The sequence below is a fragment of the Paenibacillus sp. JJ-223 genome (assembly GCF_927798175.1).
GTDB lineage: Bacteria > Bacillota > Bacilli > Paenibacillales > Paenibacillaceae > Paenibacillus > Paenibacillus hubeiensis.
In genome coordinates, this window is record NZ_CAKMMP010000011.1 from 154803 (window position 1) to 177703 (window position 22901).

Below are 22901 nucleotides of genomic sequence, written 5' to 3' on the forward strand. Positions count from 1 at the left end.
CTAGGCCACATCCTTTCGACTGAAGTGGACCATGCCAAGCAGCAGGATCAGCAATCCCGCACCAATGCCCATACCCGCAAACATCAAGGGGTTCGGACCGCTCCAAGCCATCTGGGACCAAGCGAGCGGGAAATATGGGGAAAGGGACAACGAAAACAAGCCTACGATGGCCAAAACAATGCCAAGGGTTACCGGCAGCGCCTGGTTTTTGCTGACCGTGGTCAACCAAAATTCAAGCGACAATACCGGCAGCGCCCCAGCAAGCGGCATCAATCCGAGCGTGATCGCCTGTCCCCACGGAATACTTCCCGCATCGAATCCAAGCACCAATCCAAGGACGACGATGCCAGCGGTCAGCAACAAACACGAAATGATCAGCAGCACGCAAGCAAGCAAAAATTTGCCCGTGTATACGGCCGTTCTGGAGATCGGCATGGCCAAAAGCTGCTTCCATGAACCCTGTTCATGCTCAACGCCCGCGATCATCGAACTGAGCACCGTTGCACCCAACATCAGGGCGAGCGGCACGAACATCACCACGTTTTCGAGCAGCCCTCCCCACAGATCGGCTGCGTATTGTTCCTTCAAGTAATCGAGCCTCAAACCGAAGTTCAGCGCCTGCATTGCGGTCAGTCCGATCGGTGCCAGAAAAACGAGAAACCAAATGCCCTTGCCGCGTATCTTCAGCCAATCGGAAAATAGCGCCCGCCCTGTCATATGGAAGCCCCCTCGCCGATCACGCGCATGAAGAGGTCCTCCAAGGATTGGCGATGCTCCTCCACGCGATACACCGCATGATCCCGTTCCACCAGGCGGCGAACGAGCAAGGCGATGGCGCTATCGTCCATGTAAGGGAACGTCAGCATTGACCCCTGGCGTTGGCCGAACTGTCCTTGCTCCCGCGCCAGCTTCATCGCTTCTTCCGGCTCCGACACCGTCAGGCATATGGAACTGCCTGTCTGGTTATGCAAGTTCGCGATGGTATCCTGCAAGACCATTTTTCCGTCACGGATAATGCCGACCCGGCTGGCCATCTGCTCCACTTCGCTGAGCAAGTGACTGGACACGAGGACCGTGATGCCGTGTTCCAAGGGCATGCGTTTGATCAGTTCGCGGATCTCTTGAATGCCTGCCGGGTCCAGACCGTTCGTCGGCTCGTCCAAAATGAGCAGCTCCGGCTGGCATAACAGCGCGCTGGCAATGCCGAGACGCTGCTTCATGCCCAGCGAATACCCTTTGACTGACCGTTTGGCGTCCCGAGTCAGGTCAACAATCGAGAGCACTTCGCTAATCCGCGATTTGGGCGCGCCCAAAATCCGGCGCAGGGCTTCCAAATTTTCGACCGCATTCAGATGCCCGTAATAGGACGGATATTCGACGAGCGAGCCCACACGCCGCAAAATGTCCATGCGATCCTTGCGGATGTCTTTATCAAAGATGCGAATGACGCCCTTCGTCGGCTTGATCAGGCCGAGCAGCATGCGGATCGTCGTTGTTTTGCCGGCGCCGTTCGGGCCGAGGAAACCGTAGATGTCTCCTTTTTTAATCGTCAAATCAAGTTCCCGGACCGCTGCGCGGTCGCGATATGTTTTCCACAGGTTGGCGGTTTGAATAATGTTTTCGCTCATGGTTTAATCACCTCGGAACCCATATTAAAGGTTCAAGGTTAAAAGCCGGGGTGCCCGAAGTTTAAGTTTAGTTTAAAAAACGCGTTCCCGGGGATGTCACTAGTTAACGCCGCTGTAGATATAAATCGCAACACCTTGCGCCGAACTTTCCACGCGCTTGCGCAGCCCCATTTCGCGAATGAGCAGATCGACGATGGATAAACCAAGCCCCGTTCCTCTGGTCTCGGACTCCTTCTGCATGCCTGGGCCGGCATCACGCACCACGATGACCCGTTGACCCTTGATTTCTTCCGTGGCGATGCCGATGTACCGGCCTGCGGCTGCATGCCGCACCGCATTTTGAAACAGATTGTCCAGCACGCGCCTGAATCCCTGTTCATCCACGCGCCAAATCAAAGATTCGTCCGGCAGATCAATGTCGATCTCGAATTGTTCCCTCTCCCATACCGGATACCAGGATGCCGCCATTTCCCTCACGATACGCAAAACGTCCTTATCCTCCAGCTTCAGCGTATATTTTCCGCTCGCCAACAAATTGTAAGAGAGCATGTTGTCGATGAGTCCGCCCAGGTCGTCCATTTTAGCTTCCATTCGCATCAACGCATGAAGCCCGTTTTCGCTGAGCGCTTCCTTATGCAAAGCATGCATATGGCCCCGGATGACGGTAAGTGGCGTGCGCAAATCATGGGAAAGCCCAGCCACAAGCCGCTTGCGCAGCTGTTCCTCTTCCCGCTCCCGGTGCCGGCTATCCGTTAGTTGGTGCACCATCTGATTAAACGATTCCTCCAGCTGGCCGATTTCATCTGATGCACGGACGTTGACAGGCAGCGGAATGCCTTCTTTGCCCGGATCCACCATCGCCGTTTGCAGCCGGATCAGCCGCTTGCGAATGCGGGCAAAGAACAGGACCGACATCAAGATAAAGAACAGGAACACGATGCCCATAAACGTGAGCAAATACAAAAACTCCCAAGGTTCGCTGCGCTGCATCTCCAACATATGCCGCGGCATCTCGATGACCATAAACCCCTGCCCTTTGTCTACATTCCCGCCGCCCACAAAAGCGACCGCCGTCAACGGGTCGCGGTAGGAAGCATCCTTCATGAACTGCAGCATGTCGGACGCTTCCCAGACGGCGGGAATAAGGGTAACTTCCGTTCGCTGTTCGCCAAGCATCCACTTCAATCGAGTCTCCGCTTTAGCTGCATTTTTCGTTGCAGCCACTTCCACGCCGGTTCCTGGCAGAATTAGCTCGGTCTCCCCATTGCCGTTAACCCGGTATATCGAAGACTCGGGATAATCGTCATGCAGCTTCCTTAGCCGTGCATCCACTTCCTTCGGGGGAACCCCGTCCAGCCTCCGACCTTCGCCGATCCACATTTTCCCGAATCCCGTTGCATCGCCATACGGAGTCTGGTCCACATGATGGTTTGTATAGTTGGCAATGACGACATATGTTACAGAAATGATTGGGAGGACGACCGGAACAAATAATACCGCACATAAAATGAGCAGAATATAACGGGACATCAAGGAACGCGTCCACCGGAGCTTGCGCACGTTCTCCGATTTGCCCTTTCGAGTCTGGCGGGGCGCTTCTACTGTAGTCCGTTTCCGCCAACGGCGAATCATGGTTTTTTCACGCGATATCCAACGCCGCGCACCGTTTGCAAAATCGTCGGATTCGCCGGATCGCGCTCCAGCTTCTCCCGCAGATGGCGAATATGCACCATTAACGTCTTGTCGCCGTCAAGGTAAGGTTCGTTCCATACCGCTTCGTAGATCTGCTCCTTGGTTCGGATCATGCCCATGTGCCGGAGCAGGTAGGCGAAGATGTGATACTGTTTTCCCGATAAAATAATCTCTTCTCCCGTTTCTTCATTGACGATCCGATGATCCTGCTCATGGATGGAGAGGTGCTCCAGCCTGATCGTTTGACCGGACGCCACTGCGGTACCCGACTTGCGCAACTGGACCTCGATTCGGGCGGCCAACTCATCCGGATGAAACGGTTTGGTCACGTAGTCGTCCGCGAATTCAAGCCCGTGCAGCTTGTCGTCAATCGACGTCCGGGCCGAAAGCATGACGATCGGGACCGCGGGATGTTCCTTTTTGAGTCGTTGCCCTACCGTGAATCCGTCCAATCCGGGCAGCATCACGTCGAGAATAATCAAGGAGCATCCATTTGCCGCCTCCGTGGCTCCTTCGCCGCTTGCGAGCCAAACGACGTCATATCCTCGTTCTTCAAGGTCATCCCTGACCCATGCGGAAATTTCGATGTCGTCCTCAATGTATAACAATTTTGGTTTCATGCGTATCATCGTTTCCTTTCTGCTTCTTTGAGGTAATATATCTCAATTATACCTAAACTGCCGATATCACGTCGGTTCATGTTCATTATGATTGGAGGAGTGCATCACATGCTGCTGGAAGCCATCTATCACCAATCCAAACGCAATTGGGCCTATGCCTACGACAAAGATACGATTCGTCTCCGGCTTCGCGCCAAAAAAGACGATCTCACCGAGGCCCTTGCGCTGACCGGGGACAAATATGCCTGGGAAGAAACGAGAGCCTTGATTCCTTTAAGCAAGTATGCCTCCGATTCCATGTTTGATTACTTCGAAGGAGAGGTCAAGCCGCCCTATCATCGGCTGAAGTACGCCTTTTTGCTCAAAAGCGGGCAAGAGCAGATCTGGATGACCGAAACCGACTTTCAAGAGGAGGAGCCTGACGATCCCGGCCGCATGTTCCAGTTCCCGTACATACATCCCGGAGCCGTTTTTGAACCGCCGGATTGGGTCAAAGACGCCGTATTCTATCAAATATTCCCCGAACGATTCTCCAATGGCGATCCTTCCCGGAATCCGAAGGACATTGAACCATGGGGCAGCGATCCTACGCCTTTCAACTTTTTCGGCGGAGATTTGCAGGGTGTCATGGACCATCTCGATTATTTGAGCGAGCTCGGCATCACGGCCATCTATTTCACTCCGATTTTCCAAGCAACCACAAACCACAAGTACGATACGGAAGATTATCTGAAAGTGGATCGCCATTTCGGCGATGCGGAAACGATCAAACGCCTGGTGGAACAGTGCCATAAGCGCGGAATCAAGGTGCTGCTCGATGCGGTGTTCAACCATTCCGGCAAAACGTTCGCTCCCTTCGTCGACGTACAACAGAACGGGTCGAAATCCCGTTATGCGAACTGGTTTCACGTTCACGAGTTTCCACTTGACGTGAAGGACGGCGTACCCACGTACGATACTTTCGGTTTTGAGCCGCATATGCCGAAGCTGAACACGGAAAATCCCGAGGTCAAGGAATATCTGCTCAAGGTCGCGGAGTATTGGATCAAGGATGTCGGAGCGGACGGATGGCGGCTGGACGTGGCCGACGAAGTCGACAATGCGTTCTGGCAGGATTTCCGGCGCGTGGTCAAGCAAGCCAACCCGGATGCCTACATTTTGGGCGAAGTGTGGAACGAAGCTTCGGCATGGCTGCAGGGCGACCAATTCGACGCCGCGATGAATTATCCGTTCACCGAAGCCGTTAACCGCTTTTTTGTGATGGGCAAGATGCATGCGGATCAATTCGTGCATGCCATGGCAAAACAATTGTCCAGATATGTACACCAGGCCAGCGAGGTTGCATTCAACCTGCTGGACAGCCACGATACGCCAAGGCTGCTCACGTTGGCTCAAGGGGATAAACGCAAGATGAAGCTCGCAGCCTTGTTCCAGTTCAGCTACATGGGAGCCCCCTGCATCTATTACGGGGATGAAATCGGTCTGGAGGGCGGGGGAGATCCCGAATGCCGCAGATGCATGGAATGGGACGAAGCGAAGCAAGATCGAGAGCTGCTGGACTTCTACAAAACAATCATTGCGCTTCGCCATGCCCATCCCGCCCTGCGTGCGAAAGGCAGCATCCGCTTCCCGCAAGCAAGCCTAGGCGGCAGCCAGCTGGTGCTGGAGCGGCAAAGCGACGAGGAACGCATTCTCGTGTTATTCAACCGCTCCGAAGAAACGGCCATGTTCGAGCTTGAAGCAGGCGAAGGAGAATGGGCCGATTTGTTGGAGAGCGACCACCGGATCGCCCTGGAAGGAGGCACGCTCGCCGTGGAGCTTCCCGCCTATGGATATGCCGTTCTGGGAACCACGCCGCTGAAACCCGAGTGAGTGCCCCATGCTCAAAAAAGCCGATGCGGCTCTTCCTATGGAAGAACTTGCATCGGCTTTTAAATATCGATGAAATCATGGCAATGACACCATTTCCGTCTACTCGGAAGGTTGTTCTTCTCCCGTTTGCAGTTCAGGCTCGGGCGCACGCTTCGCTTTCGGTTTGGCCAGCTTCTCCATCATTTTGCGCCCCGTCGGCGTCTGCGCCAAACCTCCCTGGGCCGTCTCGCGATGCCTGCTCGGCATGGCGCTGCCCACCTCCAGCATCACATCGATCACTTCGTCCGAAGGAATCGCGCTGCGCACGCCAGCCAGGGCCATATCCGCGGCAGCCAGTGCAGTCACGGCACCCAGCCCATTGCGGACGATGCAAGGGATCTCTACTAGCCCGGCCACCGGATCGCAGATCAGGCCCAGCGTATTTTTGAGCGCAAGACCGACTGCATGCACGACCTGCTCCGGCGTGCCTCCACGCAGCTCCACCATTGCGCCTGCTGCCATGCCGATCGCCGAGCCCACTTCAGCCTGGCAGCCCCCTTCGGCTCCCGAGATGAAGGAATTGTTGGCAATGACGTATCCGATGGCTCCGGCACAGAACAAACCATTGACCAAATGCTCGTCATTCCAGCCAAACCGCTCCTGGGCGCTAATGAACACGCCGGGGATAATGCCGCAGGAACCCGCCGTCGGCGTCGCCACGATGCGTCCCATGGAGGCATTCACCTCGGATACGCACAGCGCATAGGCCATTGCAAGCGCAGAAGCATCACCCGAGCAGGTTTCTCCGCTGCGAATGTACGCGGCCATCTTTTTGCCGTCTCCGCCCGTCAATCCGCTGCGCGAAGTGGTGTCCTCCGTCAGTCCTTTACGCACAGCCTCCTTCATCACCTGATAATATTCCGACATTTGCCGCACAACGTCCGTTTCCGGGACATTGGTTTCCTTTACCTGCTCCTCGACCATAAGCTGCGCAATCGACTTGGATTCGGCCGTGCAAATGGCGCTCAGCTCGTGCAAATGTTTAAACCGCATCGTGACCCACCCCTCTCTTCAAATCAATGACCCGAACGTCCAGCATATGTTCCAGGGTACGCAATCGGTTCAGCATCTCCGCGTTTGGCGGACCGTCCATCTCCATCGCCGTCAACGCTTCGCCGTCGCGGGCTTTGCGGTCTACCTGCATGTAACCGATGTTCACGCCGGAGGAACTGACCGTTGACGTCACCGAGGCAAGGACGCCGGCCTTGTCGGAATGGCGCAGGACCAATGTGGGGAATTCGCCGCTGATCTGCACGCGGAAATCGTTCAGCGCGTGCACCGATACGCTGCCGCCGCCGATGGAGGCACCAACCAGCGAGCATTGACGTTCGCCGTGCCACAGTTCGATCTTGACGGTATTCGGATGCGGGGCAGGCAGGCCGCTCGTATAAAATTCGACATCCATTCCGGCTTCTTCCGCATATCGCTCCGCATCCGGAATGCGCGGATCGTCGGTTGCATAGTCGAGAAGGCCGCCGATCAACGCAAGATCGGTGCCATGGCCCTGATACGTATCCGCAAACGAGCCGTACAACGTTAACCGCGCCCGCTCGGGCATAAAGCCGAGCCATTGGCGCGCAATTCGGCCGAGCCTTGCCGCTCCTGCCGTATGTGAACTGGATGGCCCCGTCATAGACGGGCCAATAATTGAAAACACATCTTTGAAACGCATCCTGCACCCCTCCATGTAACTGCCCCGCCGACTCCATCATGTCCGAATCCAAGGCATCCATATTTTCACTATGCTTCCTTATAAACACACCAAAAAGGACAGAGAAGGGCCTTTAGCCCTCTCTCTGTCCTCGATGCCTGAGAGTTTCATGATGCTGGTCGATTGTTCGACCCCATCATTTACCCCTTGGGCGGCGCCATGTCATGGCACACTCTCCAGAGCTGCGTCCAACGATGGTACATTTACCTGAGAGATTAACGTTCGTGCCGGGTGCACGCCGCTTGCTCCTTCGGTGCCCGAAGCGGAAGCATGAATGTTTATTCAGCCTGTCCGGGTCTCTCCCACTCGTCATCATTCGCTATATAGGTCATAATCTATAAGTCATGTTCTTGTTCACACATATTACTTACTCATCTTGGTCATTCATATAACAGATTAAACTTCAACACACTTTATGTCAATAAAATTAACGTATTATTACCATACTCGGACGAGTGCCAGATAAACGGCTGCATGATATCGCAAATCCCGGCTGAGAGGCCAATAATGTTTGGAGACGTTGTACATATATACATTGAGGTTCTCCATATATTTATATGCATCCTTTTATGGTATTGTTCAGTGATTAGACAGTCTCCCTATCCAACTAGATCAAGTTCGAAGCCTGTCGAAACCAATCCTTCACGGCATTAGCCTGGTCATGTTCCAGGAAAACCGCTCTAAAGCCGCTTCGATTCACCATAAGCTTGGCCCGAACGGATAGCAAGGACTTGCTTCGCTGTCCGGTCGTGGCAGCGGTGTTCACCGTAACGATATGGGGCCTGCGCATTAATGCCGTTCTGCGGGATATTGTCCGGTGACGAAGCGTCAGCTGCTTGCCTTGAATGCTCATCCCTTCATCCTTGAAGCATCCGTATCCCCAAACGGCACATAAGGGCACGAAGAGAAACAGCAGCGCGCCGGCCTGGCCCAGAAATACGGTTCCCGCCGTTCCCAGCACGGCCGCACCCAGCAGTTTCCAGCGCAGGAACAACCAGCGGGCTCGATCCGGAGGGCGGCTGGCAGGTGTGTGCATTTCGAATTGCGGAACGATTCGGGCAAGCAGTTCATTCACATCGCGAACCGGCAGCAGCGGATGAAGCATCATTTTTTTCTCCATCTCCGAAGTCAAGACATATATCTCCACCTCGGCATAACCAAATGGCTGTCGCAGCAGCCCCTCTTTGACCTCCACAGCCTGTACCTTACGGGGAGAAAACACATGCTTTCTCCGGTCGAGCAGACCGGAAACGATGGCAATGTTTCCGCCTTCCTGCTCCACGGTGAACCCGGCATACTTGATCGTAAACAGCACGGCTGACAAGATCCATGCCAGCAAAAACATGACGGGCACAAGTCCGAGCCACCAAATTACGGGCAGCCGCCCGGCCTGTTCAACCAGGTTGCTGTAAAAGTGATCCGGAAGCAGGTCATCTGCGAATGAATAGACCCCTGCACCGAAAACCACGACAAGCGGCAGATTCATCGTTGTCAGCGCTCCGACAAACAATCTGCCGGCTGACAGGCGCAGCAGAACCTCTCGCTTTACCGGGAATGCTGCCCCCTCCATAAGCTCCACACTCTGTCCGGGAGCTTCTCCCTCTTCGCGGCGAACATGCTCTTCGGACCATGGTGCTGCCGCAGGCGCTTCCTCTCTCTTCACAGCTTCACTTCGCTTCTGATATAACCACCGCTCGATTCGCTCGGCCTCTGTAATTGCCAGAGCGGGAAGCACGCCATCCGCCTCAACGCTGCCCCCCGGCGTCTCAATCTTGAGCTGTGCCAGCCGGAGCATCCGCTGAATCAGGGGCTGTTGCGTCTGGACGGAGTGGATGCGGCTGAAATAGATCGATTTCTCCTCCCGGACAAATAGGCCCTGGCGCAGCACAATACGATCGTCCTGCAGCGTATAACTGAATTTACGCCATTTGATCCAACCATACAGAACAAAAGGAAGCGCGATGCACACAACGGCCGCAGCATAGCTGTACCACGGAAATTTGCTCCAGTCCACGCCTTTGATGATGAGTAGAACGATAATTGGAATGATGGACTTCATTACGCTAAAAAAAGGAAAGAGGACATACATCTTATGTAAACGCTTCGGTTCATTCATCATGATCTTCCACCTTCGCCAGATGACCGATATTGCGCTTCAATTGCTCTGCCTCTGCCCGTTCCAACCCGGCAATGTGGAGCGTAGCTGCCGCCGTAACGATGCTGACTTTGGCAAGTCCATATTTTCGCAGCAGAGGACCGCTTTCCAGTTCCACCTGCTGCACACGCGTCATCGGCACAATCGTATCCGTATGCCACAACCAGCCAGAATGGATCTCCACTTCATCATCAGCGACCCGAAAACTGAAGTGCCGGTAACGTAATCCGGGCAAAATCCAGGTATACCAGATTAGTGAAATCATAAAAACCCCTGTCCCGAGCCATCCCGGCCACTCCACCCAATCTCTAAACCATGCTACGATCAGATATCCGACGGCCAGTAAAATCAACAGCCCATTGACCATTAGGGCCGTCAAGGCTGTTGCTTGTTTAGCTTTCGGGTGGAGGCGCCGCCGTTCTCCGTTGTTATGCTCTGCGTAATCCATTGCGTGACTCACACTCTCCTCCAATTCAATTAAGGCTGATTGGGCAGCTTCAGATCCTTCGCCCAAGCTTGAAGCTTCTCCTTTGTCCATTCTTCGTTCTCACCCATGATAGAGTAGCGCAATCCATTCTCGGTCCAGGATATGTTCCGGATGCTCTTCATATACGAACCCTCTGTGTCACGAACCTCAACCTCGGACTCATCAGGCAGCAGCGTGTCATCACCATCTTCATCCGGCGCCTTGAATACAGTCATACTCACTTCAACCTTGTCGTTGTTGACATAATACAATGTCACTTCGTCCCTGCTGAGCTCTCCGCCGAGTGAAGTCATCTCAATCCGCGACAGCTCCAACTCACCGTTCATATCCTGCAAAAAGGGTTGCCCCAAAGCTTGTTCGGCTTCTTCCAAACTCACTTCCGAATTCTGCGTTAGATCATTCAGATCCTTCACATCAACCTCCTTGGGGATATCAATCACGAACGTATTCTCGGAAAACTCGGGATCATATTGAATCGGGTCATAGACCATTTCTGACTTTTCATCGCCATAGGTGCTAATGACTTTGACAATCATCCACGTTTTGGGGTCTACCCAATACTCGGAGGAAATGGATAAAGTGCCTTCTTCTTTCGGCGTCAGCTTAATGTGAATGACGTCCTGTCCTTGAAGCTTTTCCTGTCCCATCATATCCACATCATGGGAATCCCGCAACCGTTCCAGCTGATCCACGAGCATCTGCTTCTGGGTCTGTTCGGGCTGTTGTCCCATGGCGGATACGTCCATCGAATACGCCGTGCCTGTCTCTTTTTCGTAAATTGTAATTTCCGTTCCGTTATTGACCGCATAGCTTACGTGGCCGTTCTCCTCTGTTTCCGTGCGCTTTCGCCCTGTCTCACCGTCGACCCATTCCTTAATGTGCATGGTGTGATTCAGCTTGTCGTCCGACCATATTTTCATTTCACCTTCAGCATAATATGATGCGGGTTTCGTTTCTGCAGCGACCACCTTCTCGATCATCTCATCTCCTGACAGGCCAAGCATTTCCTTCTCTGCACAACCTCCGAGCAGTGAACCTGCAAGCAAAGCCGTACCGAGCATCATCCATCCTTTTTTCATCATCCCCATCTTCCTCTCTCATTTTATTCAATGCATTACATCTCAGGCAATCGGCATGCAGCGAGCGTACCGTATCCTTCGGCCGACCACATGCGCATTTCACCTCCGTGCTTGATAGCAATCCGTTTGGCTATGCTTAATCCCAGACCTGAGCTTCCTGCATACGCCTTCCCTTCCTGATTCTGATGTTGAACATAAGGTTCGAAAATACGATCCAGCTGTTCTTCAGGAATAGCAGGCCCTTCATTTTGCACCAGGATCAAGGTTGATCCCTTCCTGAACTTATCCAGCTCCAAATCCAGCGTTGGAATGATCCATTCCGGAAGCGGCTGATCTGAAGCAATGACGCCCAGACCTATTGCCCCGTTCGCTCTTGTGTGACGCAGTGCATTGTTCATCAAATTGTCTGTCAGGCGCATCAGTTGTTCGGGATGAAGCCGGTAGAGGTGATCTGTGCGGACGACCGTTTTCACCTCAATCTGTCCATGCTCGGCAAGTCCTCCATAACTTCCAAGCAGCATATCGAAGAACTCTTCTCCTTCCACCTCGACCATGGCCATCTCCAATTCACCGGAACCCAGCGCCGTATACATTTCGAGTTCGCCAATCATCCGTTTCATCCGCTCCACATTTCCGAACAGCACGTCCCAGTACTCCCGTCTCTCGGGCGGTTCCAATTGCGTATCCATACGAATTGCCTCCGCATAGGCACTGATGGACATTAACGGTGTCTTCAGATCGTGAGACAGCGAAGCGACCATGAGCTCTTTCTCTTTTTGCTCCTTCTCCACTTCTGCCTGCGTCTGCCTGACTTTTTCCTGCATTGCATCAAATTGCTTGAGCAGCGTGCCCATTTCATCGCGACGTACCGGTGCGTCATCCATGGGAACTTCTCCCCGCGCAAAAGCATGCATTCTGTCCATCAGCTGTCTCATCGGTCGAAAAAGCTTTCTGGATAGCAGCCAGAGCACGGTGCCATATAACAGGATAAAGAATATAACAGCGGAGCCGACGACCCATGTCGTCCGGACCGAGATGCCTTCAAGCCACTCTCCGCGAAGCATGACGATCTCGTAAATGCCAACCAGTTCGCCCTTTTCCCATACCGGCTTTTTCAGCGTAAACGTGCGATGACGAATCTGCATGTCGTACAGATCGCGATATAGTTCCGAACCCCTGACGGTATAAGCCCCGGCAGACCAGGGATCCCCACCGGATGTATACACCCTGATCCCCGACGGCAGATAGAGGTCAAAGTTCACTTGATCACTGGCGAGCCCGGAGAGCGAAGCATAGGCATCAGCAGATTGCAGGCGGTACAGCCCCGGGTCGGACAATGCCTGCTCGATGGGACCCAGCCGTCCGGACAACTCTACATATTCCGCTACGGCGCGCTGATCGTTATAGTAGTCGTACAGGGAGAATAGCGCCCAGCCTGCAGCGACAGGCAGCAGCATCACGATGAGGAAAGCAATCATCAGCCAGTACTTCAGCTTCATTCCGCCAAATCTCCTACAAATCGGTATCCGCTGCCCCATACGGTCTGGATCCAGCGTGGTTGATGGGGCTCATCCCCCAGCTTGGCCCGCAGGCTCTTCACATGGACGGTGACCGTACCCGAGCTTCCCGCTGCCGGCTGATTCCACACATGTTCATACAGCTCCGCCTTGGTGAATGCCCGGCCCGGATGAGAGGCAAGCAGCGTGAGCAAAGCCCATTCCTTATTGGTCAGTACGATATCTTCCCCATGAAGCTGCACCCGTTGATTCAACAGGTCGATCGACAATCCGTCGTTGTACTGTTGATGGGTCGAATCCGGCTTGATGCCCTGATATCTGCGATATCTGTTAAGGTGGGATTCGATGCGGGCCGTAAGTTCGGCCAGGCTGAACGGCTTGGTAATGTAATCGTCAGCGCCCAGGCCAAGACCTCTGACCTTGCTCTCTTCTTCGATGCGCGCACTCATCATGAGCAGCGGAACGTCGCTGATCAGCCGGATATTTTTGCATACCGCGAACCCGTCCATCTCCGGCAGCATCAGATCCAGCAAAACCAATTGGTAGGTCCCTTCCCTGAAATCCTCCCAGCTCTCCAGGCCGCTCGAAGCCCAAGTCACCCCATATCCCTCACGCCGAAGATGGTCCGTCAAAATGCGGGCAATTTCCGGATCATCCTCCACCAGCAAAATATTCACGTGGTCTCTCATCGCTGTTTCATCCTCCCATGACTGTATTGTAGCGAAGAACGTTCATCCCTCCGCAGAGTTTATACTTTCTTCATAAATGCGTTCTTGAATATAAGAGCAAAGGGTACGCAAAAAGAGCCCCCTGATGTCAGGACGCCCCCTCTTTTGTGGTTGACGCATGTTATCGTTATAATTCGCTCTCCAAGGACAGCGCCTTGGCCCTGATTATCGTAGCATGACTGTTTTTGTCGTGGCAAACGTTACCACAAAAAAAGCATAACTCCGAAACTCATCGTTCGGGAGTTATGCTTCCATTTCTTTTCACTGAACTAAATTGCATTCCATGCGAGTGTGCTTCGATTAACCGAAACGACCCATGATGTATTCTTGCGTCAAGCGGTTGTCCGGATTCGTGAAAATATGCTCCGTATCTCCGTGCTCAACCAGGCTGCCCAGGTAGAAGTATGCCGTAAAATCCGAAATCCGGGCTGCCTGCTGCATGTTGTGGGTAACGATGACAATGCGCAGATCTTTCTTCAGCTCCGAAATCAACTCCTCCACTTTGCCGGTGGACACCGGATCCAGCGCAGAGGCCGGCTCGTCGAGCAGCAAAATTTGCGGGTCTACGGACAATGCGCGTGCAATGCACAGACGCTGCTGCTGTCCGCCGGAAAGAGCCAGTGCCGAATCGTTCAGGCGATCTTTGACCTCATCCCACAGCGCCGCGCGGCGAAGGCTTTTCTCTACAACCTCATCCAGATCCTTCTTCTTTTTCATGCCGCGGTAACGCGGCCCAAACGCGATGTTGTTATAGATGGATTTATGGAAAGGGTTGGGCTTCTGCCATACCATGCCGATTTTCTGGCGGAGCTTGATCACGTCTGTTCCCGGTTCGTTCAGGTCTTTGCCATCCATCCAGATATGCCCTTCCGTACGGGAGCCGGCAATTTCGTCGTTCATTCGGTTCAAAGACCGCAAGAACGTCGATTTGCCGCAGCCGGAAGGTCCGATGAGCGCCGTTACGCTCGATTCGGGAAATGCCAGGCTGATCTGTTTGACCGCCTGAAAATGCCCGTAATATATGCTTAACTGTTCCGTACCAAAAGGTATGGCCATGTCGGTTCCTCCTTATTTCGAAGCTGTCATGCGGCGGTAAACGACCCGGCCGATCCAACGAGCACTCAGATTGAACGCCAGTACGAGAAGGACAAGCACGGCCGATGCCCCTGCCGCCACTTCCTTGGAATCCGGCGCGATGCCTTCACTGTTGACTTTCCAGATGTGCACGGCGAGCGTTTCAGCCGGACGGAATGGATTGAGCGGCGATCTTGGACTCGCAGGATTCCAGTCCGTGAAGTCCAGGGGCGGGCTGCTCATGCCTGCCGTAAACATCAGCGCTGCCGCTTCGCCGAAAATTCGGCCCGAAGCCAGAATTGTACCCGTAATCAAACTCGGCAATGCCACAGGCAGCAAAATGGACGTGATGATCTTCCATTTGGACAGACCCAGCGCAAGCCCGGCTTCTTTTTGTTCCTTCGGCACGGCCCGGAAAGCTTGTTCCGTCGTCCTTACCATCAGCGGCAGGTTAAAGATGGCCAGTGCCATGGCTCCCGAAATCAGGGAAAAGCCCAGGCCGAACGTGTTAACGATCAGCAAGAGACCGAACAAACCGATCACGATCGACGGAAAAGAAGACAATACTTCCACAACGAGTCGAATGAAGTTGGTGATTCGACCCGGTTTGGCATATTCCGCCATATAAATACCCCCGCCCCAACCGAGCGGAATGGTGATAATCAATGTCAAGACAAGCAAAAATACCGAGTTGAACAATTGCGGGCCAATCCCTCCGCCACCCTTCAGCAGCTGAGGCGCGCTCGTCAGGAAATGCCAATCGATTTGGCCGATTCCGCGCACCAGAATGAAGGCGAGCAGTCCGAGCAGCAGAACGACGATAAATAGCGCCAATGCCACAATAACGGCTGTGGCCACTTTGTCTACCGTTTTAGCTTTCATCTTCATACGCGGTTTCTCCTTTCAAGCAAACGAACCAGCAGGACGAAGACAAACGTCATCACCAGCAGCACGAGCGCCATGCTCCACAGAGCATTGTTGTGAACCGAACCCATCGTTGTGTTACCCATGCTCAAGGTAATTACACTGGTCAGCGTAGAAGCAGACTCTAGCAAGGATGACGGAACGTGCGGCGCATTACCGATTACCATCTGAACCGCAAGAGCTTCACCGAAAGCGCGGGCCATGCCCAAAACGACACCCGTCAGAAGCGCAGGCAGAACCGTTGGGATAATCACGCGATAGATCGTTTGCCAGCGCGTTGCCCCAAGGGCATAGGACGATTCGCGTAATCCTTTTGGCAGTGCGGACAACGCATCCGCCATGATGCTGGTTACCGTTGGCAGAATCATAACGGAAAGCACAAGACACCCTGCCGCGATTCCGATGCCGGCCCCGCCGAAGATGCTTCGCAACGCAGGAACGATGACCGTAAGACCGATAAAGCCGTATACAACGGAAGGAATGCCAGACAACAGCTCGATGGCCGGCTGCAATATCTTTTTCCCTTTGCCCGGCACGATTTCCGTCATGAACAAAGCCGCACAAAGGCTGAGCGGACTTGCAATCAGTGCCGCAAGCAGCGTCGTCGTAAACGACCCGGTAATGAACGGCAGTGCCCCGTAGGATGCAGGTTCAGTGGTCGGGCTCCATGTTTTGCCGAATAAAAACTCGCTCAGACTTACGCCATCCTTGAAGAAAGTCATCAAACCTTTGGATGCGACAAAATATACGATAGAAAACATGACAACGATCAGAAAAACGACACAGATCGACGTATATATGCGTCCCGTCCATTCTTCCCAGTAATGTTTCTCTCTCAAGGGCCGACCCGGTTTAATGCTTTTCACTGCCGTTCCCCTTTCGGTCTGTTCCATAAACTACCATCCTTCTATAATTGGTTTGGGTACAAATATTGGGAAAACATCGGAGCAAACCGCGCAAAGAGGCAGGACCATAGTCCGCCTCTCTCGCTGTATGCGTAGGTTCAAAGATTATTGAGTGACGTTGCCTGCTGCATCGCGTTTAACTTTCATGCCGGATACCGGAATGTAACCCAGCTCCTTAACGTCGTTTTGTTGAATTTCGTCGCTCAGCATGTAGTCCAGGAACGCTTTCGTTGCTGCATCAGGCTCGCCTTTAGTGTACATGTGCTGGTAAGCCCACACTGGATAAGTTCCTGCTTCCACGTTTTCAACCGTCGGCTCAACGCCTTCGTATTTCAAAACTTGCAGGCTGTCATCCAGGTAAGACAGCGCCAAGTAACCAATTGCGCCTGGTGTTTCGGCTACGAGCTTTTTAACCGTACCGGAGGAATCTTCTTGGATCGAACCTTGGATGTCTTCCACTTTGGTACCCAGCGCAAAGTTTTCGAATGTTGCGCGTGTACCCGAGCTGCTTGGACGGTTAACGATCACGATCGCTTGATCCGCACCGCCAACATCTTTCCAGTTCGTGATTTTGCCGGAGAAAATGTCGATCAGCTGCTGCTTTGTCAGGTCGGTCACGCCAGCGTCTTTGTTGCTTACTGGTGCGATGGCCACGACAGCCACTTGATGGTCGATCAATTCTTTGGCTTTTGCTTCGTCTTCGAGTTTCTCTTCGGCAAATACGTCGGAGTTCCCGATTGTGGCTTGGCCTTCGGAAACTTGAGTCAAACCAGTACCGCTGCCGCCGCCTTGCACTTGAACCGTTACGTTTTTATATTCGTCAACTGCCATAAACTTCTGTCCAGCTTGCTCTACCAGTGGTTGCAAAGCAGTCGATCCGACAGCAAGGATGTTTCCGCTCACTTGCTCCGTAGCGGGTTCTCCTGTCGATCCGGAACCATTGCTTGCAGTATCATCTGTCGCAGCATTTTTGTTCGATCCGCATGCAGCAAGCACCAGTACGAACGTTAAGGTCATCAGAATAAACGGCAACTTTTTAAACATAGTTTTGTTTTCCTCCCCCAATGTAGTGATGGCGATTTGCGATTTTTTTTGTTCACCATCAACTCTGTTCTTATTGTAGTTTCGCTATGTCATCCCTAAATCAATGTTTTGTAAACGCAGTGTTAAAAATATGGGCGGTGGTTTCGAAACATCGTAAATGAATTCCCTTCTCGGAGCAGTCGCTCCGGAAACGAACGTTGCTCCAATCGCTGTTGCTTCCGAATTTTTTGATTATATGATCAATGGTTAAAATACGGCCGCAAAGGCGAACGCTCTCGCTCTCCGCATTCATTCATCCTCTACACTACTTAGTTGCTTAGTTTTTCACTAAAAATCTCCCCACGCCTGGGGATGCAAAAAAAGGCCAGTCGTATTTGGACTGGCCTAATGATGAATGATGCAGATCTATGGAATGGAATACTTCTATTAATAGAAGTAAGCTATATGGGAAATGCAGCAGATTGCGACACATTGCTTTAACATATCGAAAAAAGCCGTCTCATGTCGAGTTCAAGACCCGTGCATGAGTACGGCTTTTCGTAAACATGTTTACATAAACGGCAGTTCCATTCGAGCCCCGCCGGCTAACCAATCAACCACAGCCATAACGCCAACCCTGCCAACGTAGCAAGTAATGTAGGAACGGTTAAAATGATGCCTGCTTTGAAATAATATCCCCAAGTAATTTTGACACCCTTGCGAGATAAGACATGCAGCCACAACAGCGTGGCGAGCGATCCGATCGGCGTCATTTTCGGTCCGAGATCCGAACCGATCACATTGGCGTAAATCATAGCCTCACGTACGACACCCTCGGCCTGCGTCCCGTGAATGGCCAACGCATTGATCAACACCGTCGGCAAATTGTTCATTACGGAAGAGAGCACCGCTGCAATCATACCCATGCCGAGCGAGGCGGCCAACACGCCATGTTTGGCAATGGCATCAAGCCATTCGCTCAAATGGTCCGTCAGCCCGGCGTTACGCAATCCATACACGACGATGTACATGCCGATGGAAAAAATGACGATCGACCACGGCGCTTCCCGCACGACCCGTTTCAGGTTAACCGCATCACTTCGGCGAGCCAGCAAAGCGAAAACCAGAGCAACCGCCCCAACGATGGCCGATACCGGGATGGGCAGCACTTCGCTGGACGCATACGCAGCGAGCAGCAATCCGAGCATGTACCAGGATATGCGGAACATCCGCGGATCCCGGATCGCTTCCCTTGGATCACGCGCTGACGCATAATCATAGCGAGCCGGTATGCTTTTGCGATAAAACAAATACAACATGCCGGTACTGGCCCCAAGCGAAATGAAATTGGGCACCATCATGCGCGCAGCATAATCGACAAACGTAATGCCAAAATAATCGGCCGATACGATATTGACCAAATTGCTGACGATTAACGGCAGCGAAGTCGTATCCGCAATGAAGCCGCTGGCCATGACAAAGGCCAAAACCATCCGTTCATCCAATTTCAGCGCCCTTACCATCGCAAGCACAATCGGCGTTAGAATGAGAGCGGCCCCGTCATTGGCGAACAGTGCCGATACCAAGGCCCCCAGCATAATGGAATAAATGAATAACTTTCTCCCGTTTCCCCTCGCAAGCTTTGCCATATGAAGGGCAGCCCATTCGAAAAATCCGGTCTCATCCAGAATGAGCGAAATGATAATAATGCCGATAAAGGCAAGCGTTGCATTCCATACAATGGATGCCACATCCACGGCATCACTCAGACTTACCACTCCGCAGAGAAGGGCGAGCAGCGCTCCTCCCGAGGCAGACCAACCGATGCCAAGCCCTCGCGGCTGCCAAATGACCAAGGCGATGGTAAGCACAAAAATAAGTATTGCAATCATCGTCATAATGTCCCCCACGCCACAAATAGCCGTATCCTAGTTAGGTAAGCATTGCCCAACGATCTATTTATACAGGGCGACAGGGGCAGATGTCCATTATTTTTTCGTAGGATTCTCGCTCTTCGGTGCATCTTCCACCATCTTGAACATGCCGAGCAGACCTTGCAGTTGTTCCGCCATACTGTTCAAATGAGCCGAGGATGACGCAATCTCCTCCACCGAAGCAAGCTGTTCCTCGGAGGAAGCCGATACGGATTCCGTATTTGCCGCCGCTTCTTGCGTAATGCCCGATATATCTTTCATAGCTTTGGCGACGTCAGCCGCTCCTGCCTCCAGCTGCTGCGTTTGCCCGGATAGGCCATCCAGCGTATGGGCTGCTTCCACCACGGCTTCGCGAATTTGCGCAAAGGACTGACCGGAAGCATTCACTGCCTCAATGCCATCTCCAACCCGATTCTGCGCTGCCTCCATCGCCTTGAGAGCTGCGTCCATATCGAGACGGATGTTGTTTACGAGCTCACCGATCTGGGCTGCAGAGCTTCCGGATTCCTCCGCCAGCTTCCTTACTTCGCCCGCCACAACGGCGAACCCACGCCCGGCATCTCCTGCTCTGGCTGCTTCGATGGAAGCATTCAGCGCCAGCAGGTTCGTTTGTTTGGAGATGGTCGCAATGACATCGACCATGCTGCCGATTTCGATGGAGCGGGTATTCAAGGATTGAACGACCTCTGCCAGCTGCTCCACCGTTTCCTGAATGCTGTTCATCTGCTGCATCGCCTGGCTTGCGGCCGCATTGCCCTCCGCAGCCGCTCCGGACGTGTTTTTCATGTTTTCCGTGATGGATTGAACATGCTCGGACATGATCCGCACTTCTTCGGCCATGCTGCCCATCTGTGTTGTTCCGTCTGCCACTCGTCTGACCTGCTGCTCAGCACCCTCCGCAAGCTCCTGAATGGCAAGCGTGGAATGCTCGATCGCTTTAGTGGTTTGTTCTGCGCTTGCCGACAATTCCTGGGAAGAAGCCGATACCTGTTCAGCCGTCTCCTGTACGCCCAATATCATCATGCGCAAGTTATCCACCATTCGTTCGAAGTACTTTGCGAGATCACCGATTTCGTCTTTGCGCGCGGTGTCCATTTTCACCGTCAAATCACCCTTGCTAACCGCTCTCGCGGTTTCCTGCAGGCGTTTAATTGGCCGCAGCAGCGCACGCGTGAACAAAATAATGAAGATCAATGCAAGCACTGTGGCCGCAAGAACTACAATGAGTGTTGCCAGGCGAATATCCTTGCTAGCATCATTGATTTCGCTTTTATACATCGTCCCGCCAATTTTCCAGCCGGTTTCCGGGTTTGTCGAAAAGACCAGATGTTTATCGTCACCATTGTGCGTGTAGTCAAAGCTGCCGTCTGCCGATGCATACAGCGGGTCCAGCTCCGTCCCTTCCACTTTGGAACCCGCCTCCACATCCGGAGATACGATGTAGTTTTTCTCGCCATCCAGAATGATGATATAACCTTCTTTTCCAATCTTCATCGATGCCAATTCCTGCAGGTTCGTCAAGTTCAGAGACAGGCCGACGACGCCGGATTGATCCTTAAGCGTTCTTGAAACGAAAACCACCGCAACCCCATCCGTATTTTTGGATACGGGTGAAATCACTGTTGTCCCCTGTTTTTCCATGGCAAGCTTGTACCATTCTCTCTCACGCGGATCGTATGCCGACCCTTGCGCGCTGCCTGTCGTCTCTTTCCCGCGAACCATGACGCCATCTTTCGTGCCCACGAAAATATTCAGCGTTTCCGGATGCAATTTCAAATATTGCTCCAGCCTGGCCGTCAGTTCAGGACTCTCGTCCTGGCCCTTGACCATTTCAACCCCAACGGTGTCGGCAAAATAGTTGATGTCGTTTTTCTTAGCGCTCACCTGGTCGTCGATCATCGAATTGGTGGTAATCACGTTTTGCCTGGCACTATCCATCAATTGCGTTTCCACGGTGCGGTCTGCAATCGTCAAGGTCATGAATCCAACGGCCTGACTGGGAAGAATCAGTACGATCAGGAACGAAAGCAATACCTTGGTACGTATGTTCCAGAACGAGCCTTTTTTCTTTTTGTTTGTTTTCTTTTTCTGTTTGGATGCTCCGACTGCAGCAGTTTGCTGCTGTCCATTTCCAAGAGAATTACCCATGAAGCCTCTCCCCCTCTTAAATATGACTTTTCTCTATTTATGTAAGTCCCTCTCCATCAACCTGCGATATCAGACCATGGCTAGAAGCCATTAAGATCGATATATGTATAGGTCTACCTATTATATCGGTTAAATCCCCTTAATTCTTTGGGCACATTCATGATATACATCAACGCGAAAAAGCCACTTCGCAATAATGAAGTGACCGGTTATTTTTAGCCAAAAAGTTGCCATTTCAAGCCGTTGTTCGTCGGTATGGCCCTTCCGGAGGACACGATGAAGGTTTGCCGAAATAGTATCCTTGAGCAAGCTCAATTCCGACAGATCGGCAATACTCGAATTCTTCGATTCGTTCAATGCCTTCGGCCAGCACCCGGCCGCCAAACCGCCGCGACATCTCGACAATATCGACGATTTTCCGCTGTCTGGTCTTGTCCATGTCGCAATGGTCGATCAAGCTGCGGTCAATCTTGACAAAATCCGGTTCCAGTCGATTCATCAGTTCGAGCGTCGAAAATCCCGCCCCCACATCATCCAGAGCTACCGAAATTCCGTGGGAACGATAGGTATCAAAAATGTATTGAAGCATGGAAACATGCTGAACCTGTTCCGTCTCCACCATTTCAAACACAAAGTCTCTCGGATCAAGTTCAAGACGTTCAATCGCATTGAACGTGTGGGTCAGGCAGGAAGCAGGGTGGTATATCGACGAGGGCAGGAAGTTGACAAAGCGTTTAACGCCGTGCGGCAAACATGCAGCGCTTGTCTCTATGGCCGTAGTACGTGCCTTCCGGTCAAGATACGATTGCAAACCAGTATACCGGGCCACCTCGAATAATTCGTAAGGATTGAATGGCTTACCATTCTCGGCGGGACGAAGCAAAAACTCAAATCCGATAATCTGTTCGGAGGCATCCACGATGGGCTGCATATGACTGCTGAATTGGTTGCCCAAAATGATGGAGACCAACTCGGCATGCCGAATCCGGGATTCCAGCATTTGCGGGCGAATCCAACCGTCCGGGTCTGCTTGCATATGCAGCGGGGTCACTTGAACCTCGACTGAAGCTTGCAGAGACAGGTCTGCCCTCTCCACTTTCCCTAACACGTTTCTAACCGCTTCCGTACTCGTATACTGCATCTGGATTAAATCGTTTGAATGCACAACCTTCATTGCCAATGCTTGAAGAGCCTCAAGCAAAACGGGGGATCTGGGACGCAGATACAAAATACCTTGTTCCTCAATCGGATGTATTGGACTGCAGCCGCTGCAATTCATGTAAGCCCCCCTTGCCGTTGTTGGAGTTCAAAATCGTCATGTTGCATCCTTTCGTCGATGCGTTCGCTACGTCGGATTGGTCCACA

19 protein-coding genes and 1 riboswitch are annotated in these 22901 nt (G+C 52.7%); of the genes, 1 reads left to right on the forward strand and 18 read right to left on the reverse strand.

What is annotated here, in order from left to right; translation table 11 throughout:
* The 4 genes from L6H98_RS19595 to L6H98_RS19610 all read right to left on the reverse strand — a co-directional run bounded on the left by L6H98_RS19595 (window position 1) and on the right by L6H98_RS19610 (window position 3940).
* On the reverse strand, window positions 1-717 hold the full coding sequence (locus L6H98_RS19595; RefSeq protein WP_236417600.1) for an ABC transporter permease: 717 nt from the start codon (window positions 715-717) through the stop codon (window positions 1-3).
* Window positions 714-1628 (reverse strand): ABC transporter ATP-binding protein, encoded by a 915-nt coding sequence (locus tag L6H98_RS19600; RefSeq protein ID WP_236417601.1) that lies wholly within the window; start codon window positions 1626-1628, stop codon window positions 714-716. Before L6H98_RS19600 ends, L6H98_RS19595 begins: the two co-directional genes overlap by 4 nt.
* Window positions 1629-1727: 99 nt before the next feature.
* Window positions 1728-3260, reverse strand: a complete 1533-nt coding sequence (locus L6H98_RS19605; protein ID WP_236417602.1) for a HAMP domain-containing sensor histidine kinase — start codon at window positions 3258-3260, stop codon at window positions 1728-1730.
* Complete coding sequence (locus tag L6H98_RS19610; protein WP_236417603.1) at window positions 3257-3940, reverse strand: response regulator transcription factor; 684 nt, start codon at window positions 3938-3940, stop codon at window positions 3257-3259. Before L6H98_RS19610 ends, L6H98_RS19605 begins: the two co-directional genes overlap by 4 nt.
* Window positions 3941-4048: 108 nt before the next feature.
* Here L6H98_RS19610 and L6H98_RS19615 point away from each other — a divergent pair, with 108 nt between their 5' ends.
* Window positions 4049-5812, forward strand: coding sequence for an alpha-glycosidase (locus L6H98_RS19615; RefSeq protein ID WP_236417604.1), 1764 nt, complete (start codon window positions 4049-4051; stop codon window positions 5810-5812).
* Window positions 5813-5911: 99 nt separating this feature from the next.
* Here the strand turns inward: L6H98_RS19615 and sdaAA are convergent, their stop codons facing one another.
* The 14 genes from sdaAA to L6H98_RS19685 form a co-directional block, all read right to left on the reverse strand.
* Entirely contained in the window at window positions 5912-6844 is a 933-nt protein-coding gene (sdaAA, locus tag L6H98_RS19620) for an L-serine ammonia-lyase, iron-sulfur-dependent, subunit alpha (protein WP_236417605.1), read from the reverse strand.
* Window positions 6834-7523, reverse strand: a complete 690-nt coding sequence (sdaAB, locus tag L6H98_RS19625) for an L-serine ammonia-lyase, iron-sulfur-dependent subunit beta (RefSeq protein WP_236417606.1) — start codon at window positions 7521-7523, stop codon at window positions 6834-6836. The genes sdaAA and sdaAB overlap by 11 nt, the downstream gene beginning before the upstream one ends.
* A 225-nt stretch (window positions 7524-7748) precedes the next feature.
* Window positions 7749-7877: riboswitch (glycine riboswitch) on the reverse strand.
* Window positions 7878-8169: 292 nt separating this feature from the next.
* Window positions 8170-9681, reverse strand: coding sequence for a PH domain-containing protein (locus L6H98_RS19630; protein WP_236417608.1), 1512 nt, complete (start codon window positions 9679-9681; stop codon window positions 8170-8172).
* Window positions 9671-10177 carry a PH domain-containing protein gene (locus L6H98_RS19635; RefSeq protein WP_236417609.1) on the reverse strand — a complete coding sequence of 169 codons (507 nt, stop codon included), beginning with the start codon at window positions 10175-10177 and terminating at the stop codon, window positions 9671-9673. Before L6H98_RS19635 ends, L6H98_RS19630 begins: the two co-directional genes overlap by 11 nt.
* A 17-nt stretch (window positions 10178-10194) precedes the next feature.
* On the reverse strand, window positions 10195-11286 hold the full coding sequence (locus L6H98_RS19640) for a hypothetical protein (RefSeq protein WP_236417610.1): 1092 nt from the start codon (window positions 11284-11286) through the stop codon (window positions 10195-10197).
* Window positions 11287-11318: 32 nt separating this feature from the next.
* Window positions 11319-12782: a HAMP domain-containing sensor histidine kinase gene (locus tag L6H98_RS19645; RefSeq protein WP_236417611.1), complete on the reverse strand. Its 1464-nt coding sequence runs from the start codon at window positions 12780-12782 to the stop codon at window positions 11319-11321.
* A complete protein-coding gene (locus L6H98_RS19650) occupies window positions 12779-13489 on the reverse strand; it encodes a response regulator transcription factor (protein WP_236417612.1) in 711 nt (236 codons plus the stop codon). Before L6H98_RS19650 ends, L6H98_RS19645 begins: the two co-directional genes overlap by 4 nt.
* A 339-nt stretch (window positions 13490-13828) precedes the next feature.
* A complete protein-coding gene (pstB, locus tag L6H98_RS19655; protein WP_236417613.1) occupies window positions 13829-14584 on the reverse strand; it encodes a phosphate ABC transporter ATP-binding protein PstB in 756 nt (251 codons plus the stop codon).
* A 12-nt stretch (window positions 14585-14596) separates the two neighbouring features.
* Window positions 14597-15484 (reverse strand): phosphate ABC transporter permease PstA, encoded by an 888-nt coding sequence (gene pstA, locus L6H98_RS19660; RefSeq protein WP_236417774.1) that lies wholly within the window; start codon window positions 15482-15484, stop codon window positions 14597-14599.
* A 2-nt stretch (window positions 15485-15486) separates the two neighbouring features.
* Entirely contained in the window at window positions 15487-16419 is a 933-nt protein-coding gene (gene pstC / locus L6H98_RS19665) for a phosphate ABC transporter permease subunit PstC (protein ID WP_236417614.1), read from the reverse strand.
* 117 nt (window positions 16420-16536) lie between these two features.
* The gene (locus L6H98_RS19670; RefSeq protein WP_236417615.1) at window positions 16537-17475 is read right to left on the reverse strand and encodes a phosphate ABC transporter substrate-binding protein PstS family protein; all 939 of its coding nucleotides are present in this window, start codon (window positions 17473-17475) and stop codon (window positions 16537-16539) included.
* A 584-nt stretch (window positions 17476-18059) separates the two neighbouring features.
* Window positions 18060-19352, reverse strand: a complete 1293-nt coding sequence (locus tag L6H98_RS19675; RefSeq protein WP_236417616.1) for an arsenic transporter — start codon at window positions 19350-19352, stop codon at window positions 18060-18062.
* A gap of 90 nt (window positions 19353-19442) precedes the next feature.
* Window positions 19443-21536, reverse strand: coding sequence for a methyl-accepting chemotaxis protein (locus L6H98_RS19680; RefSeq protein ID WP_236417617.1), 2094 nt, complete (start codon window positions 21534-21536; stop codon window positions 19443-19445).
* Window positions 21537-21771: 235 nt separating this feature from the next.
* Complete coding sequence (locus L6H98_RS19685; protein ID WP_236417619.1) at window positions 21772-22815, reverse strand: EAL domain-containing protein; 1044 nt, start codon at window positions 22813-22815, stop codon at window positions 21772-21774.
* Window positions 22816-22901: the final 86 nt, after the last annotated feature.

Bases quoted from the DNA above. Each gene is read 5' to 3' on its own strand.
- pstB (WP_236417613.1), bottom strand. From the start codon at position 14,584: ATGGCCATACCTTTTGGTACGGAACAGTTAAGCATATATTACGGGCAT.
- L6H98_RS19645 (WP_236417611.1), bottom strand. From the start codon at position 12,782: ATGAAGCTGAAGTACTGGCTGATGATTGCTTTCCTCATCGTGATGCTG.
- L6H98_RS19615 (WP_236417604.1), top strand. From the start codon at position 4,049: ATGCTGCTGGAAGCCATCTATCACCAATCCAAACGCAATTGGGCCTAT.
- L6H98_RS19670 (WP_236417615.1), bottom strand. From the start codon at position 17,475: ATGTTTAAAAAGTTGCCGTTTATTCTGATGACCTTAACGTTCGTACTG.
- L6H98_RS19650 (WP_236417612.1), bottom strand. From the start codon at position 13,489: ATGAGAGACCACGTGAATATTTTGCTGGTGGAGGATGATCCGGAAATT.
- L6H98_RS19600 (WP_236417601.1), bottom strand. From the start codon at position 1,628: ATGAGCGAAAACATTATTCAAACCGCCAACCTGTGGAAAACATATCGC.
- L6H98_RS19680 (WP_236417617.1), bottom strand. From the start codon at position 21,536: ATGGGTAATTCTCTTGGAAATGGACAGCAGCAAACTGCTGCAGTCGGA.
- L6H98_RS19640 (WP_236417610.1), bottom strand. From the start codon at position 11,286: ATGATGAAAAAAGGATGGATGATGCTCGGTACGGCTTTGCTTGCAGGT.
- L6H98_RS19610 (WP_236417603.1), bottom strand. From the start codon at position 3,940: ATGAAACCAAAATTGTTATACATTGAGGACGACATCGAAATTTCCGCA.
- L6H98_RS19605 (WP_236417602.1), bottom strand. From the start codon at position 3,260: ATGATTCGCCGTTGGCGGAAACGGACTACAGTAGAAGCGCCCCGCCAG.
- L6H98_RS19630 (WP_236417608.1), bottom strand. From the start codon at position 9,681: ATGATGAATGAACCGAAGCGTTTACATAAGATGTATGTCCTCTTTCCT.
- sdaAB (WP_236417606.1), bottom strand. From the start codon at position 7,523: ATGCGTTTCAAAGATGTGTTTTCAATTATTGGCCCGTCTATGACGGGG.
- sdaAA (WP_236417605.1), bottom strand. From the start codon at position 6,844: ATGCGGTTTAAACATTTGCACGAGCTGAGCGCCATTTGCACGGCCGAA.
- L6H98_RS19595 (WP_236417600.1), bottom strand. From the start codon at position 717: ATGACAGGGCGGGCGCTATTTTCCGATTGGCTGAAGATACGCGGCAAG.
- pstA (WP_236417774.1), bottom strand. From the start codon at position 15,484: ATGAAAGCTAAAACGGTAGACAAAGTGGCCACAGCCGTTATTGTGGCA.
- L6H98_RS19675 (WP_236417616.1), bottom strand. From the start codon at position 19,352: ATGACGATGATTGCAATACTTATTTTTGTGCTTACCATCGCCTTGGTC.
- pstC (WP_236417614.1), bottom strand. From the start codon at position 16,419: ATGGAACAGACCGAAAGGGGAACGGCAGTGAAAAGCATTAAACCGGGT.
- L6H98_RS19685 (WP_236417619.1), bottom strand. From the start codon at position 22,815: ATGAATTGCAGCGGCTGCAGTCCAATACATCCGATTGAGGAACAAGGT.